Source organism: Aureimonas sp. AU12, from assembly GCF_001463705.1.
Classification (GTDB): domain Bacteria; phylum Pseudomonadota; class Alphaproteobacteria; order Rhizobiales; family Rhizobiaceae; genus Aureimonas.
This window is the reverse complement of the sequence record NZ_BBWH01000004.1, coordinates 108,562-124,711: the sequence shown is the minus strand read 5'-3', so window position 1 is coordinate 124,711 and position 16,150 is coordinate 108,562. Positions and strand designations below refer to the sequence as shown.

Annotated in this window: 12 protein-coding genes; 11 read left to right on the top strand and 1 reads right to left on the bottom strand. The window is 68.2% G+C overall.

Translation table 11 applies throughout. The features are described from left to right. The first annotated feature begins 137 nt into the window (after nucleotides 1-137). The 7 genes from AUL33_RS02140 (at nucleotide 138) to AUL33_RS02110 (ending at nucleotide 9,532) form a co-directional block, all read left to right on the top strand. Nucleotides 138-1,031, top strand: coding sequence for a neutral zinc metallopeptidase (locus tag AUL33_RS02140; protein ID WP_062203176.1), 894 nt, complete (start codon nucleotides 138-140; stop codon nucleotides 1,029-1,031). Between the two features lie 101 nt (nucleotides 1,032-1,132). After that, a complete protein-coding gene (gene glyS / locus AUL33_RS02135) occupies nucleotides 1,133-3,262 on the top strand; it encodes a glycine--tRNA ligase subunit beta (protein ID WP_062203174.1) in 2,130 nt (709 codons plus the stop codon). A 5-nt stretch (nucleotides 3,263-3,267) separates the two neighbouring features. Beyond that, the gene (locus AUL33_RS02130; RefSeq protein ID WP_062203172.1) at nucleotides 3,268-4,350 is read left to right on the top strand and encodes an acyltransferase; all 1,083 of its coding nucleotides are present in this window, start codon (nucleotides 3,268-3,270) and stop codon (nucleotides 4,348-4,350) included. Between the two features lie 301 nt (nucleotides 4,351-4,651). Beyond that, entirely contained in the window at nucleotides 4,652-6,175 is a 1,524-nt protein-coding gene (locus AUL33_RS02125; protein ID WP_244491885.1) for a glycoside hydrolase family 25 protein, read from the top strand. 167 nt (nucleotides 6,176-6,342) lie between these two features. Further along, the gene (locus AUL33_RS02120) at nucleotides 6,343-7,311 is read left to right on the top strand and encodes an L-threonylcarbamoyladenylate synthase (protein ID WP_062203168.1); all 969 of its coding nucleotides are present in this window, start codon (nucleotides 6,343-6,345) and stop codon (nucleotides 7,309-7,311) included. 38 nt (nucleotides 7,312-7,349) lie between these two features. Then, nucleotides 7,350-8,780 (top strand): FAD-binding oxidoreductase, encoded by a 1,431-nt coding sequence (locus tag AUL33_RS02115; protein WP_062203386.1) that lies wholly within the window; start codon nucleotides 7,350-7,352, stop codon nucleotides 8,778-8,780. A 176-nt stretch (nucleotides 8,781-8,956) separates the two neighbouring features. Next, the gene (locus AUL33_RS02110; RefSeq protein WP_062203165.1) at nucleotides 8,957-9,532 is read left to right on the top strand and encodes a DUF6101 family protein; all 576 of its coding nucleotides are present in this window, start codon (nucleotides 8,957-8,959) and stop codon (nucleotides 9,530-9,532) included. Nucleotides 9,533-9,562: 30 nt separating this feature from the next. Here AUL33_RS02110 and ubiA read toward each other — a convergent pair whose 3' ends face one another. After that, complete coding sequence (ubiA, locus tag AUL33_RS02105) at nucleotides 9,563-10,567, bottom strand: 4-hydroxybenzoate octaprenyltransferase (RefSeq protein ID WP_062203163.1); 1,005 nt, start codon at nucleotides 10,565-10,567, stop codon at nucleotides 9,563-9,565. A gap of 138 nt (nucleotides 10,568-10,705) precedes the next feature. Between ubiA and purD the strand changes: the two genes are divergently transcribed. The 4 genes from purD (at nucleotide 10,706) to AUL33_RS02085 (ending at nucleotide 16,129) form a co-directional block, all read left to right on the top strand. Further along, a complete protein-coding gene (purD, locus tag AUL33_RS02100) occupies nucleotides 10,706-11,971 on the top strand; it encodes a phosphoribosylamine--glycine ligase (RefSeq protein ID WP_156419236.1) in 1,266 nt (421 codons plus the stop codon). Between the two features lie 48 nt (nucleotides 11,972-12,019). Beyond that, nucleotides 12,020-12,490 (top strand): ABA4-like family protein, encoded by a 471-nt coding sequence (locus tag AUL33_RS02095; protein ID WP_062203161.1) that lies wholly within the window; start codon nucleotides 12,020-12,022, stop codon nucleotides 12,488-12,490. Between the two features lie 73 nt (nucleotides 12,491-12,563). Next, nucleotides 12,564-14,849 carry an acyl-CoA dehydrogenase gene (locus AUL33_RS02090; RefSeq protein WP_062203159.1) on the top strand — a complete coding sequence of 762 codons (2,286 nt, stop codon included), beginning with the start codon at nucleotides 12,564-12,566 and terminating at the stop codon, nucleotides 14,847-14,849. Further along, nucleotides 14,846-16,129 (top strand): acetyl-CoA C-acetyltransferase, encoded by a 1,284-nt coding sequence (locus AUL33_RS02085; RefSeq protein ID WP_062203157.1) that lies wholly within the window; start codon nucleotides 14,846-14,848, stop codon nucleotides 16,127-16,129. The genes AUL33_RS02090 and AUL33_RS02085 overlap by 4 nt, the downstream gene beginning before the upstream one ends. Nucleotides 16,130-16,150 lie beyond the last annotated feature (21 nt).

Here is a 16,150-nt window from a genome sequence, read left to right as displayed (position 1 = left end):
GCCGACGCTACAGGATATGGTGAGGTACGGGGCGCGATGCGAGTGCCCCCCTGGTGAACCGCTCTCGTTCCATTCCCGAAAGCGTGAACGGCGCTAGCTTGATGTGAAGGGATGCGAACGACAGGGGAACCTCGACCATGGAATGGCGCGGCCGGCGGGAAAGCAACAATATCGAGGACCGCCGCGGGAGTGGCGGCGGAGCCGGGCCCGGCGGGGGTGGTTTCCGCATCCCGATCCGTGCTGGGGGCGGGGGCGGGATCGGCCTCATCATCATTCTCGCCGTCCTCTGGATCGGCTTCGGCATCAACCCGCTGTCGGTGATCGGCATGGACGGCGGCGGTGGCGGCACGACGCAGACGGCCTCGAACATCGGCCCGGGCGTCGACGGCACGGCGGACGAGACGGACGACTTCATCGCGGTCGTGCTCGCCGACACCGAGGACGTCTGGAACGCGCGCTTCCAGCAGATGGGCCAGCAATACAGCGAACCGACGCTCGTGCTCTTCGACCGGCAGGTGGCATCGGCCTGCGGCAATGCCAGTTCGGCCTCTGGTCCGTTCTACTGCCCGGGTGATCGCAAGCTCTATCTCGACACTTCTTTTTTCCGTCAGCTTTCCGACCAGCTCGGCGCGCCCGGCGATTTCGCACAGGCCTATGTCGTGGCGCACGAGGTCGGCCATCACGTGCAGAACCTGACCGGTGTCCTGCCGCGCACCACCGAACTGCGCCAGCAGGCCTCCGAGACCGATGCGAACGCGATCTCCGTGCTCGTCGAACTCCAGGCCGACTGCTACGCCGGCATCTGGGCACACGACACGAAGAATGCGGGAACGCTCGAGGACGGCGACATCGAGGAAGCCCTGAACGCCGCCAGCCGCATCGGCGACGACACACTGCAGCGCCAGAGCCAGGGCTCCGTGGTTCCCGACAGCTTCACGCACGGCACCTCGGCGCAGCGCGTCGAATGGTTCCGCAAGGGCGAAACGACGGGCAACATGAAGGCCTGCGACACCTTCGGCGGGCGTCTCTAGCAACTTTGGCCGCGCCGGCATTCGTCCGGCGCGGCTTGCATTCGTCGGAATGGCATGGTGAGACGCGGCACGTTTGAACCTGCCGCGAAGCGTGACTCTCCATGCCCGATCTTCTTCTCGAACTTCGTTCCGAGGAAATTCCCGCCCGCATGCAGCGCAAGGCGGCGGGAGATCTGAAGAAGGCGGTGACCGACGCGCTCGTGGCGGCCGGTCTGACCTACGAGGGCGCGCGGGAATACTGGACGCCGCGGCGCCTGACGCTCGATCTGCGCGGTCTCGATGCACGCTCCAAGGACATTCGCGAGGACCGCAAGGGCCCGCGCACCGATGCGCCGGAAAAGGCCATCGAAGGCTTCCTGCGCGGCGCCGGGCTGACCTCGATCGACCAGGCCCACAAGCACAGCGACGGCAAGAAGGGCGAGTATTACGTCGCCCACATCGTCAAGCCAGGTCGTCCGACCGAGGAGATCGTCGCCGAGATCCTTCCGGCGATCATCCGCGAATTCCCGTGGCCGAAATCCATGCGCTGGGGCGCCGCCTCGCGCGAGCCGGGCAGCCTGCGCTGGGTGCGCCCGCTCCAGTCGATCCTCTGCGTCTTCGGACCCGAGGTCGGCGAGAGCGTCGTGGTGGATTTCGAAGTGTCCGGTATCCGCTCGGGCGACCGCACGGTGGGGCATCGCTTTCACGCTCCGGCCGAGATCAAGGTCCGCCGCTTCGAGGACTATGCCGAGAAGCTGGAGCGCGCCCACGTCGTTCTCGACGCCGAACGGCGCAAGGACATCATCCGCACCGACGCCGACAATCTCGCCTTCGCGCAGGGGCTGGAGGTCGTCGCCGACGAGGGGTTGCTGGAAGAGGTCGCGGGCCTTGTCGAGTGGCCGGTGGTGCTGATGGGCGAATTCGATGAGGCTTTCCTCGCGATCCCGCCGGAGATGGTGCAGCTGACCATCCGCACCAACCAGAAGTGCTTCGTGACGCGGCGTCGTCGGCGCGACGGTCTCGCCAACCGCTTCCTGCTCGTCTCCAACATCGAAGCGGCCGACGGCGGCGCCGAGATCGCCCGCGGCAACGGCAAGGTCGTGCGCGCGCGCCTGTCGGACGCGCTCTATTTCTGGCAGACCGACCAGAAGCCGATGCCGGACTTTGCCGGTCTCGAAGCCTCCGCCGACGCTTTCGGGCTCGACCTCGCCAAGCCGCTCGACCAGCGCATGGCCAAGCTCGACGCACTCGGCGTCACCTTCCACGCCAAGCTCGGCACGCAGGGCGCCCGCGTGAAGCGCATCGCCGATCTCGCGGCGATCATCGCGCCGCTCGTCGGCGCCGATGCGGCGCTGGCGCGGCGCGCGGCGCTGCTGGCCAAGGCCGATCTCACAACCGAGGCCGTTGGCGAATTCCCGGAACTGCAGGGCCTGATGGGCCGCAAGTATGCGCAGCTGCAGGGCGAGGACGCCGCGGTGCAGGCGGCGATCGAGGATCACTACAAGCCGCAGGGACCAGGCGACCGCGTGCCGACCGAGCCCGTCGCCATCGCGGTGGCGCTGGCCGACAAGCTCGACACGCTCCTCGGCTTCTGGGCCATCGACGAGAAGCCGACCGGCTCGAAGGACCCTTACGCACTGCGGCGTGCGGCGCTCGGCGTCATCCGCATCATTCTCGACAACGAGCTGCGCCCGCAACTCGGCCGTCTCATCACGTCAGGCGACCTGCTCGCCTTCTTCCACGACCGTCTGAAGGTCCAGCTCCGTGATCAAGGCGCACGCCACGATCTAGTGGACGCCGTGCTTGCCGGCGGTACGGGCGAGGCCGACAAGGATGATCTTCTCGACATCGCACGCCGCGTCGCCGAGCTCGGCCGCCTGCTCGAGACCGAGAATGGGCGAAACCTCCTGGCGGCTTCTCGCCGTGCCGCCAACATCCTGGCGGCCGAGGAGAAGAAGGGAACCCGCGTCGCGCCATCGGTGGACGCAAGCCTCTTCGTCGAGGACGAGGAACAGGCGCTTTCCAGCGTCATCGATCGGGCGGAAGCCGACCTCGGGGCCGCGCTCGGTGCGGAGAACTACGCCGCTGCGACAGCCGCGCTGGCGCAGCTTCGCGCCCCCGCCGATGCCTTCTTTGAGAAGGTGCTGGTGAATGCAGAAGATGAGGCGGTGCGGGCCAACCGCCTGGCTCTGCTCACGCGCATTCGCACGGCCACGCTGCAACTCGCCGACTTCTCGCGGATCGCCAGCTGATCGCGATGCAGCCGGTCGCGCGCCGCCGGATCGGCGAGATCCAATGGCTGCGGGCCGCGGCGGCCCTGATGGTCGTCGCCGCGCATATCAAGGTGGCGCTCGATCTGCGCTACTTCCAGTACGACATGGCGTCGGCGCCGCTCAGCCCGTTTCCGTTCGTCGCCGGCGTCGACATCTTCTTCGTCATCTCCGGCTTCGTCATGGCGTATGCGTCGGAGGGATTGCATGGACGATCGGACGCTTGGCGCCGTTTCCTCGTGCGCCGTCTCGCCCGTGTCGCCCCGCTCTATTGGCTGATGACGCTGCTGCTCATCGGCCTGATGATCGCGATCCGCGCGCCCGACTGGCCCGAGATCACGCGATGGCAGATCGCGGCGTCCTTCCTGTTCGTGCCGACCGGAAATGTCGACGGATATCCGTTCCCGCTGCTCGATGTCGGCTGGACGCTGAACTACGAGATGATGTTCTACGTCGTCTTCGCGCTCTTCGTCGGCCTGCGCCAGCGCTGGGCCTTGCTGGCGACCGCGCTGGTGCTGGTGGGGATCGTAGCTCTCGGTCGCATCGAGCCGATGCCGACGATCGCGCTTCGGTTCTGGACCGACCCGGTGGTGCTGGAATTCCTCGGCGGCATCGGCATCTTCCTGCTGTTTCGCACCGGACTGACGTTGCCGTTGGGCGTTCGCGTCGCGCTCGCCGCCGCGGCGGTGGTCGGCTTCTTCTGCTTTCCGCTGCTCGATTTCACGTGGCGCTTCCTGCAATGGGGTGTTCCGGCCTGCCTTCTCGTTCTGGCGGCGGTGACGGGGCGCGGCGATCGCCACTCCCCGGCGGCGGAATGGGCAGGCGACATATCCTACGCCATCTACCTGTCCCACTTCTTCGTCATCCGCATCGCGCTGCAGATCTTCGAACGCACCGCCATCCAGTCGCCCCTCCTGTGGCTCGTCGGATTTCCGCTGCTCGTGCTCGGCGGAACACTCGTCGCCTCCGCGCTCCTGCACCGGCTGTTCGAAAAGCCCGTGCTGCGCTTCATCCGAGACCGCTTCGACCGGCGCGTGACCGCAGGGCCGGGCGCCGCACCGGGCCTCTGAGTGTAGAGCCTGCTCGCTCTTCAGGTCGGCACAAGCCGCGAAGCGTTCCATGATGGGTGTGGTGTCACCACCGATGGCTCCCGTTCACTGAAACATTATGTGATCGAACGTGCCTGCAACCCGCCTGAATGATGGTGGAAAAGCCACACACGATGAGGGGGAGGCGTCGCGGCGCTTTTTCGCAACTCGACATGCGAGATCCGACAGGCCGCATCCTGCCGTCGGTTCCGACGGACATTGCCTCCGGGCGTCGCGCAACCGATCGCGCACGCCCTCAAGCGACGACGAGGGGACATCCTGAATGCCTGACATGAGCGCCGCCCGTGCGGCTGCCCTGCGCTGGTTCTGTGCTCTGACCGCTGGTGTCATGATGCTCGGCGCGCCTTCGGCCAAGGCCGAATGGGATCAGCCCTGGAAGAATACGGATCGCGCACTCGTCGTCGACGCCTACGAATTCAACCCGATCAACTGGCGCGAGCTGACCGCCGACAAGCGGATCGCCGGCTTCATCAACAAGGCGTCCGACGGTCTTCCGCCGGAATGGTCCTGCGGCAGGCTTTCGGGCGACGATCTCAATCTCTGCAAGAACCGCTGGTGGAAATACACGGTGACGCAGGAGCTCTACCTGACGCGCCGCGAGATGGCGAAGACGCTCGGCCTCAAGTGGGGCGCCTACCATCTCGGACGCCCCGGCAACCCGCGCGAGCAGGCCGACCATTTCGTCGACTTCGCCCAGCCCGAGGCGGACGACCTGATCGCCCTCGACATCGAGGACAACACGTCCGACTGGATGTCGCTCGCCGATGCCGAGATCTTCGCCCGGCAGGTCAAGACCCGCATCGGTCGCTATCCCGTCCTCTATACCAACGGCTCGACGGCCGCCTTCATCGCCCAGAACAAGATCCAGTACCCGCTGCTCTCGCGCCTACAGCTCTGGTACGCCCGCTATCGCGAGGACATCACCGGTGTCTTCCCGGAAGGCAATTGGCCGACCTACTCGCTCTGGCAGTTCTCCTCGATGCACAATTGCAACGCCCGGAGCTGCCCCTACCGCGTGCCCGGCGCCAAGAACGACATCGACGTGAACATCTCGCCGCTCGACGTCGCCGCGCTGAAGGCCGCGTGGCCCTTCGACGGGCTGGTGGGTGCCGATCCCGCGCCGCAGCCCGATGCCGGTCAGCTGATCGCCGAGGTCGGCCGCTCCGCCAAGGACGCCGTCGCCGATCTCGGAACGGAAGTCGCCAGCCTCGTCGCCCCGGCGGCGGCCAATGCCGGCGTGGTCGAGAAGCCGGTGGCCGATACGTTCGCCGCCGCCTACGGCCCGACGACACATGCGCCGATCGATCCGCTGAAGCTCCTGACCGAGACCGCGCGTCAGGAGCAGGCGGCGCGCGCGCCCTCGGCGGTGCTGTCCGCGCTGACGCAAGGGCCAAAGACCGATCCCGTGATACCCGGTGATCGCGCACCCGCACCGCTGCCGGGAACGCCGGCGGCCGGTCTCGTCAATTCGCTGGCCCAGCTGAAGGACGAGATGCGCACCGTGCGGGCGATCCTCAGCGACGGCGTGGTGGAGAAGGTGGACGCGAAGGCAGCTGCCGCCAGCGCTCCGCACGCTGCGGTCCTCCCGCACGACCTCAAATCGCGCATCGTCGACATGATGCGGGACGCCGGGGCCGCCATCCGGGGCGCCGCGCCTGCGCGACCGCAGGGGCTTGCGCCCGACGAGCGCGCCGACGCCTCGTCGGGGCGTACGGGCTGGACGACGCTAGCACATCTGGCACCGGCCGATCGCCGCATCGTCAAGGCTTTCAGCGCGACCCGCTGAACCTCTTCCACCCTTGTCGATCTCCTGACGTTGATTCTTCGCCCAGAAGCTTGCGCAGATCTGATCTCGACTCGCTTCCACTTGAATATTCGGCGACTTATCGGCCGCCGTCTTTCTTTGCAGGCCGGGCTTCATCGCCGCCGCCTCCGGGGATACATCGGTGAACGATGATCCAGACGCAGCGCATCTCCTTGAATGACCCCGCGGCCATCGGCCTGCTCGTGGCCTGCCTGGCGCGTGGCGGTCTCGCTGCGATCCCGACCGAGACGGTCTACGGGCTGGCTGCGGATGCCACGAACGGCGAGGCGGTCGCCGGCATCTTCGAGGCCAAGGGGCGTCCCCGGTTCAACCCGCTGATCTCGCATGGCAGCGATCTCGCGATGGCCGAGCGTTACGCGCTCTTCGATCCGTTGGCGCGTCGCCTTGCCGAGACCTTCTGGCCGGGGCCGCTGACGCTGGTTCTGCCCGCGCGGCTCGGCGCAGGGCTGCATCCGCTCGTGCTCGGCGGCCTTCAGACGGTCGCGCTGCGTATCCCGCAGGGGCCGATGCGCGAGGCGGTCGCAGCGCTGGGCCGCCCCGTCGCTGCGCCGAGCGCCAACCGGTCCGGCCGCGTCAGCCCGACCACCGCAACCCATGTCCTGCACACGCTCGATGGCCGAATCGACCTCGTGGCCGATGGCGGGCCCACGATGCATGGGCTGGAATCGACGATCGTGCGTCCCGAGGGCAACCGCGTCGTACTGCTGCGGCCCGGTAGCGTGACGGCCGACGATCTCGCCGCCGCCTCGGGCGTGCCCGTCGTCCGGCGTGGTGAGGGCGATGCGATCGACGCGCCGGGACAGATGCTGTCGCACTACGCGCCCCATGGCCGGGTGCGTCTTGATGCGGTCGCGCCCGAGCCGGGCGAACACTGGATCGCCTTCGGCCCCGAACCGGCCGCTGGGCTCGAAGCGGCGGCCGGACTGTTTCAGTTGAGCGAGACCGGCGACCTGCGCGAAGCCGCGAGTCGCCTGTTCGCGGCGCTGGCCGCCTTCGATTCGCCGGACATCGAGCGCATCGCGGTGGCGCCCATCCCGCGGGAGGGACTGGGCGAGGCGATCAACGACCGTCTGCGACGGGCCGCCGCCGACCGTTGACCTCGACCGACGCCATGGCCGGCATTAACAATTCGGTCATGGATATCCCCGAATCACTCCCGCTCGCCGCCGATCTCATCGCCCGCTTCGAGGCGCTCGTGCCGCCCGGCCGCGCCCTGACGGAGCTGGCCGACGTCGCGCCGTTCCTCATCGAGCAGCGCGACCTCTTCAAGGGCCGCACGCGGCTGGTGATGCGGCCGTCCAGCGTCGAGGAGGTTTCGGCGATCCTGGCGCTGGCGAGCGAGACGCGAACGCCCGTCGTGCCGCAGGGCGGCAACACCGGGCTCGTTGGCGGGCAGGTGCCGCGCTCGGATGCCGAGATCGTGCTGTCGCTGTCGCTGATGGATCGCATCCGCGACGTCGACGCGGTCGGCCGGACGATGACGGTTGATGCCGGCGTGGTGCTGCAGCGGGTGCAGGAGGCGGCCGACGCGGCCGGACTCTTCTTCCCGCTGTCGCTGGGGTCGGAAGGCTCCTGCCAGATCGGTGGAAACCTCGCCTCGAATGCCGGCGGCACGGGCGTGTTGGCCTATGGCAACTCGCGTGACCTCTGCCTCGGCGTCGAGGCGGTGCTGCCGTCCGGCGAGGTGTTCCACGGGCTCCGGCGGCTGCGCAAGGACAATCGCGGCTACGACCTGCGCAATCTCCTCGTGGGCTCGGAGGGCACGCTCGGCATCATCACCGGCGCCGTCCTCAAGCTCTATCCCAAGCCCGCCGGGCGCGAGGTGGCCTATGTCGGGCTCGCCACCCCCGAAGCGGCCCTGCGCCTGCTGACGCGCGCCGAGCATGAGGCGGGCCACCAGCTGACGGCGTTCGAGATCATGCCGCGGATTGGCATCGAGTTCACCGTGCGCCACACCCAAGGGGCGCGCGACCCGCTGGCTGCGCCTCATGCCTGGTACGTCCTCGTCGAAATTTCCTCCGGCCGCTCGGCCGAAGAGGCGCGCATCTCGATGGAAAGCATTCTCGAAGGCGCCTTCGAGGCCGGCGACATCGAGGATGCCGCCGTCGCCCAGTCGATCGCCGACGCGCGCACCTTCTGGCGCATGCGCGAGGAGATGAGCTGGGCGCAGAAGCCCGAGGGCGGGTCGATCAAGCACGACGTGTCCGTGCCGGTGGCGCTGGTGCCCGAGTTTCTGGAGCGAGCCAATGCGGCGGTTCTGGCGGCGATCCCAGGCGCGCGCCTCGTCTCGTTCGGGCACCTGGGCGACGGCAACATCCACTACAATGTCAGCCAGCCCGTGGGGGCGGACAAGGACGCCTTCCTCGCCCGCTGGAGCGAGATCAACGGATTGGTCCACGCGATCGTCGCAGAACTCGGCGGTAGCTTCTCGGCCGAGCACGGCATCGGCCAGCTGAAGCGCGACGAACTGGCGCGAACGAAGGAGCCCGTCGAGATGGCCTTGATGCGCGGGGTGAAGGCGGTTTTCGATCCTTTCGGGATCATGAATCCCGGCAAGGTTCTTTAAAGTTCTATTCGAAGTTACGGTTTGAATACCGTCTTGAAGGTCAGGAACACTTAACTGCCTTTCTTAGGTCAAGGGCAACAAGCGCAGGATAGTCTCCAAGCATCAGAGGCCGGGATACATCGGCCCACCGCGAATATCCCGGGAGGGCGGTTCGCACAGCGAGACAGGAAGCGATCATGAGCCTGGTTCCCCAGCAGAAGTCGACGAAGCCCGAGTGGGCGAACGTTCCGATCCGTCTTGATCCCGGTCTTGCCGACCGCAAGCAGACCTTCGAGCTGAACGTAGACGGCGAGACCGTCGCCTACCGCGTCGACCGCCGCGGGGCCGTGATCCGCCGCCGCCTTGAGCAGAGCGGCATTCCGGTTTCGATCGCCGTCTCGGCCCGTTCGTTCAAGGGTATCGCGGCCCGTGCGATGGAAGACGATACCGGCGAGATCACCGTGACACTCGAACTGCATCACGAGGATGCCCGTCTCTCCGTGCCGCTGCTGGTGGCCTGCGACCTCTACGATGTCGCCGCCGACTGGCGCAGCTGGTCCGAACTCTTCGGCCTGCCGATGCTGATGGTCGAGGCCGACGGTGCGGTCACCGCGCTGGAAGACACGCTCGGCTCGCTGCGCAAGGGCGACCCGTCCTCGCGTCGTCGCGGCAGCCATCACGGCCGCCGCCCGCGCTTCCTGGCCCGGCGCAAGCCCGGTGGTCTCGGCATGCGCATGGTCGTGGCCGGCGAAGAGATCATCGCCCGCAACTGAGCCGTCCCGCCTTCCCGACACCCGGCAGGATCAGAGGATGGTCGCCGGGAAGGACAGGCGCCAGAGGCTGGAGAAGATCAGCCCGAGGAAGATGATCCAGCCGAACAGGTTGTTCGTCCGGAAGAGCCTGAGGCATTCGTCGGGCTCGTCGATGTTCAGCCGCCGGATCTGCCAGGCCATCTGCGCCGCGCCGATCACCAGCGCCGCATAAGCCGGCCAGGCCGGGCCCGTCGCGCCCGAGCCGGTGGCAAGATAGGCCAGCGCGAAGAGCATGATCGTCGCGCCATAGAGCAGCACCAGTGCTGTCTTCGTCCGCGCGCCGAACAGCCGCGCGGTGGAGCGCACGCCGACGAGCGCGTCGTCCTCGCGGTCCTGATGGGCGTAGATCGTGTCGTAGCCGACCGTCCAGAGCACCGCCCCGCAATAGAGAAGCACCGGAGCCGGCGCCAGCGTTCCCCAGAACGCCGCCCAGCCCATCAGCGCGCCCCACGAAAAGGCGAAGCCGAGGCCGAGCTGCGGCCAGTCGGTCACGCGCTTGAGGAACGGATAGACCGCGACGACGCCGAGCGAGGCGATGCCGAGGCCGATGGCGAACAGATTGAACTGCACGAGCACGGCAAGCCCGACGAGGGCCTGCGCCACGAGGAAGATCTTGGCGTTCCGGCTCGTTACGCGGCCCGAGGGCAGGGGGCGCGAGCGCGTGCGCGCCACCTTCATGTCGATGTCCTGGTCGACGAGGTCGTTGTAGGTGCAGCCGGCCCCGCGCATCGCGATCGAGCCGATGAAGAACAGCACGAGATGCCAGAGGTCCGGCAGTCCCGTATGGACGGCCGAAGGCGCGGCCCATTGCGGCGCGAGCGCCGCCGACCATAGGCAGGGCCATAGCAGCAGCTGCCAGCCGATCGGCCGGTCGAGCCGCGCCAGCTGCGCATAGGGCCAGGCGGCGCGCGGCAGGACGCGATAGACGAAATTGTCCGACGGGGCGTCCGAGACGCGGTCTGCGGGTTCGGCGGTTCGGCGGTTCGGCTCGGACATGGCTCGCAGAAACCCGCGCGCTCCCGTCCCGTCAAGTCCTCTTGGCCCCGCGCCGCACTTGACCCCGCCCGCGCCCGACCCGTAATCGGCGGGTGAACGGGCGTGCGATCGACGCCCGGCTTTCGGGGATCCTGCGCCATGACCATCGACGTCCTGCTCATCGGTTCCGGTGGCCGCGAGCACGCCCTGGCCTGGAAGCTGCGCCAGTCGCCGATGCTCGGTCGCCTGTATGCCGCCCCTGGCAATCCCGGCATCGCGGCGGAGGCCGAGCTTGTGACCCTCGATCCGGCCGACCACGCAGCCGTTGTGGCCTTCTGCCGCGAGGCGGCGATCGGGCTCGTTGTCGTCGGGCCGGAAGTCCCGCTCGTCGCGGGGCTGGCCGACGCGCTGAGCGCCGCCGGGATTCCCGTCTTCGGCCCGAGCGAGGCGGCAGCCCGGCTCGAAGGCTCGAAGGGGTTCACTAAGGATCTCTGCACCCTCAAGTCGATCCCGACCGCCCGCTACGGCCGCTTCACCGACGCCGAGAGCGCCAAGGATCATGTCCGGCGCGAGGGCGCGCCGATCGTCGTCAAGGCTGACGGACTGGCGGCCGGCAAGGGCGTCACCGTCGCGGCCACGATCGACGAGGCGCTGGCGGCGATCGACGATTGCTTCGCGGGCGAAGCCGGCGCCGAGGTGGTGTTGGAAGAGTGCATGATTGGCCCGGAAGCTTCGCTCTTCTGCATCTGCGACGGTGAAGATGCGCTGCTCTTCGGCACGGCCGAGGACCACAAGCGTGCCTTCGACGGCGACGAAGGGCCGAACACCGGCGGCATGGGAGCCTACTCGCCCTCCTTCCTGATGACGCCGGAGCTGACGGAGCGCGTCCTGCGCGAGATCGTCCGGCCGACGCTGGCGGGCATGCGCGAGCAGGGGGCCCCGTTCCGCGGCGTCCTTTATGCTGGCCTGATGCTGACGTCCGAGGGGCCGAAGCTCATCGAATACAATGTCCGCTTCGGCGATCCCGAATGCCAGGTGCTGATGATGCGCCTCGAAAGCGATCTCCTGCCGGTGCTCCTCAAGGCCGCCACCGGCTCGGTTGCCGGCATCGAACTTGACTGGTCGCCCGAGCCGGCGGTGACGGTGGTGATGGCCGCGAAGGGCTATCCCGGCGCCTACGCCAAGGGCACCGCGATCCGGCACCTGCCGGAGACCGGGCCGGGCGAGACGATCTTCCACGCTGGCACCGCACTTGACGGTGCAGGCCTCGTCGCCAACGGCGGCCGGGTCCTCAACGTCACCGCGCGTGCGCCCGATGTCGCGGAGGCCGTGCGGCGCGCCTATGCGCTTGTTGACGGCGTCGATTGGCCGGACGGTTTCTGTCGCCGCGATATCGCTCATCGCGCGGTGGCCCCGACCGTGTAACCTGATCGCGGCGGCGCAGATCGCGCCGGCCGACCGGGGAGGACGACCATGCCGCTCGACACGATCTTCGGCGCGATCAACCTGATGGCCATCGCCGGGTGGATCGCGCTTCTGGCCGGCCCGCTGATGCCGGTGTTGTCGCAGCGCATCGCGGCGTTCCTCTGCCCAACCCTCTTGGCGCTGACCTATGTCGCGCTGATCGCCGCCGCGCTGTCCCGCTTGGACAGTGTTGCGCCGGGAGGCGAAGGGCCGTCGCCGGGCTTCACGACGCTCGACGGCGTCGCCGCCATCTTCGCGACGCGCGAGGCCGTGTTGACAGGCTGGGCGCACTACCTCGCCTTCGACCTCCTGGTTGGCGCGTGGGAAGCCCGCGAAGCCCGCCGCCTCGGCATTCCGCACTGGCTCGTCGTACCCTGCCTCGTGCTGACCTTCGTCGCAGGGCCGGCCGGCTTCCTGGTCTTCCTGGCACTGCGCTGGCCGTATCGGCGCTCGTCCCTTCGTCAAGTTCCCGCGCGGTAAGCTGTTCGGGTTGGGAAACGGCGCCGAGCCCCTTACGTTAGGCTCCAAGAGCCGAATCGAGGGAGGAGATGCGATGTCGTTGCGAAGGGACAGGCTGACGCGGCCAATCTTCCGCTGGGCCAAGACCGCGATGCCTTCGATCTCGCAAACCGAGGAGAAGGCGATCGACGCCGGCACCGTCTGGTGGGACGGCGAACTCTTCAGCGGCCAGCCCGACTGGGACAAGCTCCTCGCCATGGCACCGGCCAAGCTCAGCGCCGAGGAGCAGGCCTTCCTCGACGGTCCCGTCACCGAGCTGTGCACGATGATCGACGAGTGGAAGATCGTCTGGGAAGACCACGACCTTTCACCCGAGGTCTGGGATTTCCTGAAGAGCCGCAAGTTCTTCGGCATGATCATCCCGAAGGCCTATGGCGGCCTCGGCTTCTCCAACACCGCCCACTCGGAGGTCGTGCGCAAGGTCTCCTCGGCCAGCGTCGTCGCGGGCGTCACCGTCATGGTGCCGAACTCGCTCGGGCCGGGCGAACTGATGATGCATTTCGGCACGCAGGCGCAGCGCGACCATTGGCTGCCGCGCCTCGCCGATGGCCGCGAAATCCCCTGTTTCGGCCTGACCTCGGCGCAGGCCGGCTCCGACGCCGCCGCGATGACCGATCGCGGCGTGGTCGAGTATGGAGAGTTCGAGGGCGAGCGGGTGCTCGGCATCCGCCTGAATTTCGAGAAGCGCTACATCACGCTGGCCCCCGTCGCGACGGTGATGGGCCTCGCCTTCAAGCTGTTCGACCCCGAGAACCATCTTGGCCGCGGCCCCGAACGCGGCATCACCGTGGCGCTCATCCCCACGGCGACGCCGGGCGTGCGCCATGGCGAACGGCATATCCCTGGCTTCACCTTCTTTCAGAACGGCCCGATCCACGGCAAGGACGTGTTCATTCCCCTGAGCTGGATCCTCGGCGGCGAGGCGCAGATCGGAGAGGGCTGGACGATGCTGATGACGGCGCTCGCCGCCGGCCGCGGCATCTCGCTGCCCTCGCAGTCGGCGGCGGCCGCCGCCATGGCGGCGCGCGTCACCGGCGCCTATGCGCGGGTGCGCACCCAGTTCAACGTACCGATCGGCCTGTTCGAGGGCATCCAGGAGCCCTTGGCGGAACTTGCCGCGAATGCCTACCAGATCGACGCCGCGCGGCGGCTGACGGTGGCGGCGCTGGACGAGGGCCATCGTCCGTCCGTGATTTCGGCGATCATGAAGTCCAACGCGACCGACCTGATGCGTCAGTCGATCGAGCGCGCGATGGACATACACGGCGGCAAGGCGATCATCGACGGCCCGTCCAACGCGCTCTCGGCGCAATACCGCTCGGTGCCGATCGGCATCACGGTGGAAGGCGCCAACATCCTGACCCGCAACCTGATGATCTTTGGCCAGGGCGCTATCCGCGCTCATCCCTACATGCTCAAGGAAATGCGGGCGCTGGCCGATAAGGACACCGAACGCGGCCTGACCGATTTCGACCGCGAGTTCTGGGGCCACGTCGGCCATTCAACGGCCAATCTCGTGCGCACATGGCTCTTCGGCTGGACCGGGGGCCTTGCCGCGCCGGCACCGCGCGGTGCGGCCTTCACCAGCCACTGGCGTCAGCTCTCGCGCTATGCGGCGACCTTCTCGATGGCGGCCGACCTCGCGCTGCTGACGCTCGGCGGCGCGCTCAAGCGCCGCGAGATGATCTCGGCGCGGCTCGGCGACGTCCTGTCGGAGCTCTATCTTCTCGGCGCGACGCTCAAGCGCTTCGAGAGCGAGGGGCGACCGGAGCTCGATCGTCCGATCGTCGAATATGTCATGCAGCGCGGCTTCAACCGGATGGGCCTCGCCTTCGCTGGCGTTTTCGCCAATCTACCGGCGCGCTGGGCGGCCGCGGCGGCGAAGATCGTCGCGTTTCCGCTGGGCATTCCCATGCGCCCGCCGGCCGACGAACTGGTGACCGAGGTCGCCGAGATCCTGATGCGACCGTCCTCGCAGCGCGACCGTCTGACGCCCGATCTCTATCTCGGCGAGGGGCGCGAGCGCCATCCGATCGCCGATCTCGAACACGCCTTCCGCCTCGTCACCGACGCCGCGCCGATCGCCAAGCGCATGCGCGAGGCCAAGATCCGTGACCGCGCGGCGGCATTGGCGGCCGGTGTCGTGACGGCGGAAGAGATCGCGCAGCTTGAAGCGATGGACGCAGCCGTGCTGCGCGTCATCGAGGTCGACGCCTTCCCGATGGAGGAGGTCTCGCCCATCGCCGCGCAGCACCGCCGGCCGCCGGCCGAGGAACCGCGCGCTGCGACCGGAGAGACCCGCGCCGAGGCCGCCGAATGAACCGCGCCGTCTATCTCGTCGACGGCGCGCGGACGCCCTTTCTCAAGGCGCGCGGCCGGCCCGGCCCGTTCTCGCCGGTCGATCTCGCCGTCCAGTGCGGCCGGCCGCTGCTCCTGCGGCAGCGCTTCGATCCCGCGCTCATCGATCGCGTGGTGCTCGGCTGCGTCAACGTCGTGGCGGACGAGATGAACCCGGCGCGGGTGGCCGCCCTGCGGCTCGGCCTGCCCGACACGATCCCGGCCGAAACCGTACAGGTCAACTGCGGCTCCGGCATGCTGTCGATCGACACCGCATTCCGCGACATCCAGCTCGGCCGCTCCGACATCGTTCTGGCCGGCGGCACGGACGCGCTCAGCCATTCGCCGCTCGTGCTCCAGCGCGACGCCGTCGAGTGGTTCGCGCGGCTCAATGGCGCCAAGACCACGGCCGACCGGCTGAAGGCTTTCACGGCGCTTCGGCCGGGGTTCCTCAAGCCGGTGATCGGTCTCGAACGGGGGCTCACCGATCCGATCACCGATCTCAACATGGGCCAGACCGCCGAAAAGGTCGGCCATCTCTTCGGCGTGACCCGGCGCGAGGCCGATGACTATGCGGCAAGGAGCCATCTCCGGTTGGCGGCGGCGCAGGCCGAAGGTCGGCTCGACCGGGAACTCGTGCCCGTCTTCTCACGAGATGGCACGGTGTTCGATCACGACGACGGCGTGCGGCCGGACTCCTCGGCGCGCAAGCTCGCGAGCCTCAAACCCGCCTTCGAGCGACCCTACGGCAACGTCACCGCCGGCAATTCCTCGCAGATCACGGACGGCGCCAGCTGGACGATCCTCGCCTCTGAGGCAGCGGTCGAAGAGCACGGGCTGCAGCCGTTGGCCCGCATTGTCGATTCGCAATGGACGGGGCTCGACCCCTCCATCATGGGGCTCGGGCCCGTCGTCGCCATGGCGCCGCTTCTCCAGCGCGCCGGCCTGCGGCTGGACGAGATCGATTTGTTCGAACTCAACGAGGCCTTCGCGGCGCAGGTGCTCGGCTGCGTGCGCGCTTTGGCGGACGAGACGGTCTGCCGCGAGGTGCTCGGCTTCGACGGAGCGCTCGGCACGATCCCCGACGATCGGCTGAACGTCGATGGCGGCGCCATCGCGCTCGGTCACCCCGTCGGCACGAGCGGCAACCGGATCACGTTGCATCTGGCGAATGCCTTGCGCCATCGCGGCGCGCGCTTCGGGCTGGCGTCGCAATGCGTCGGCGGGGGGCAGGGCGGTGCCATGCTGCTCGAGGCGGCGTGAACGCGGTGCCCCTTTCTTCTA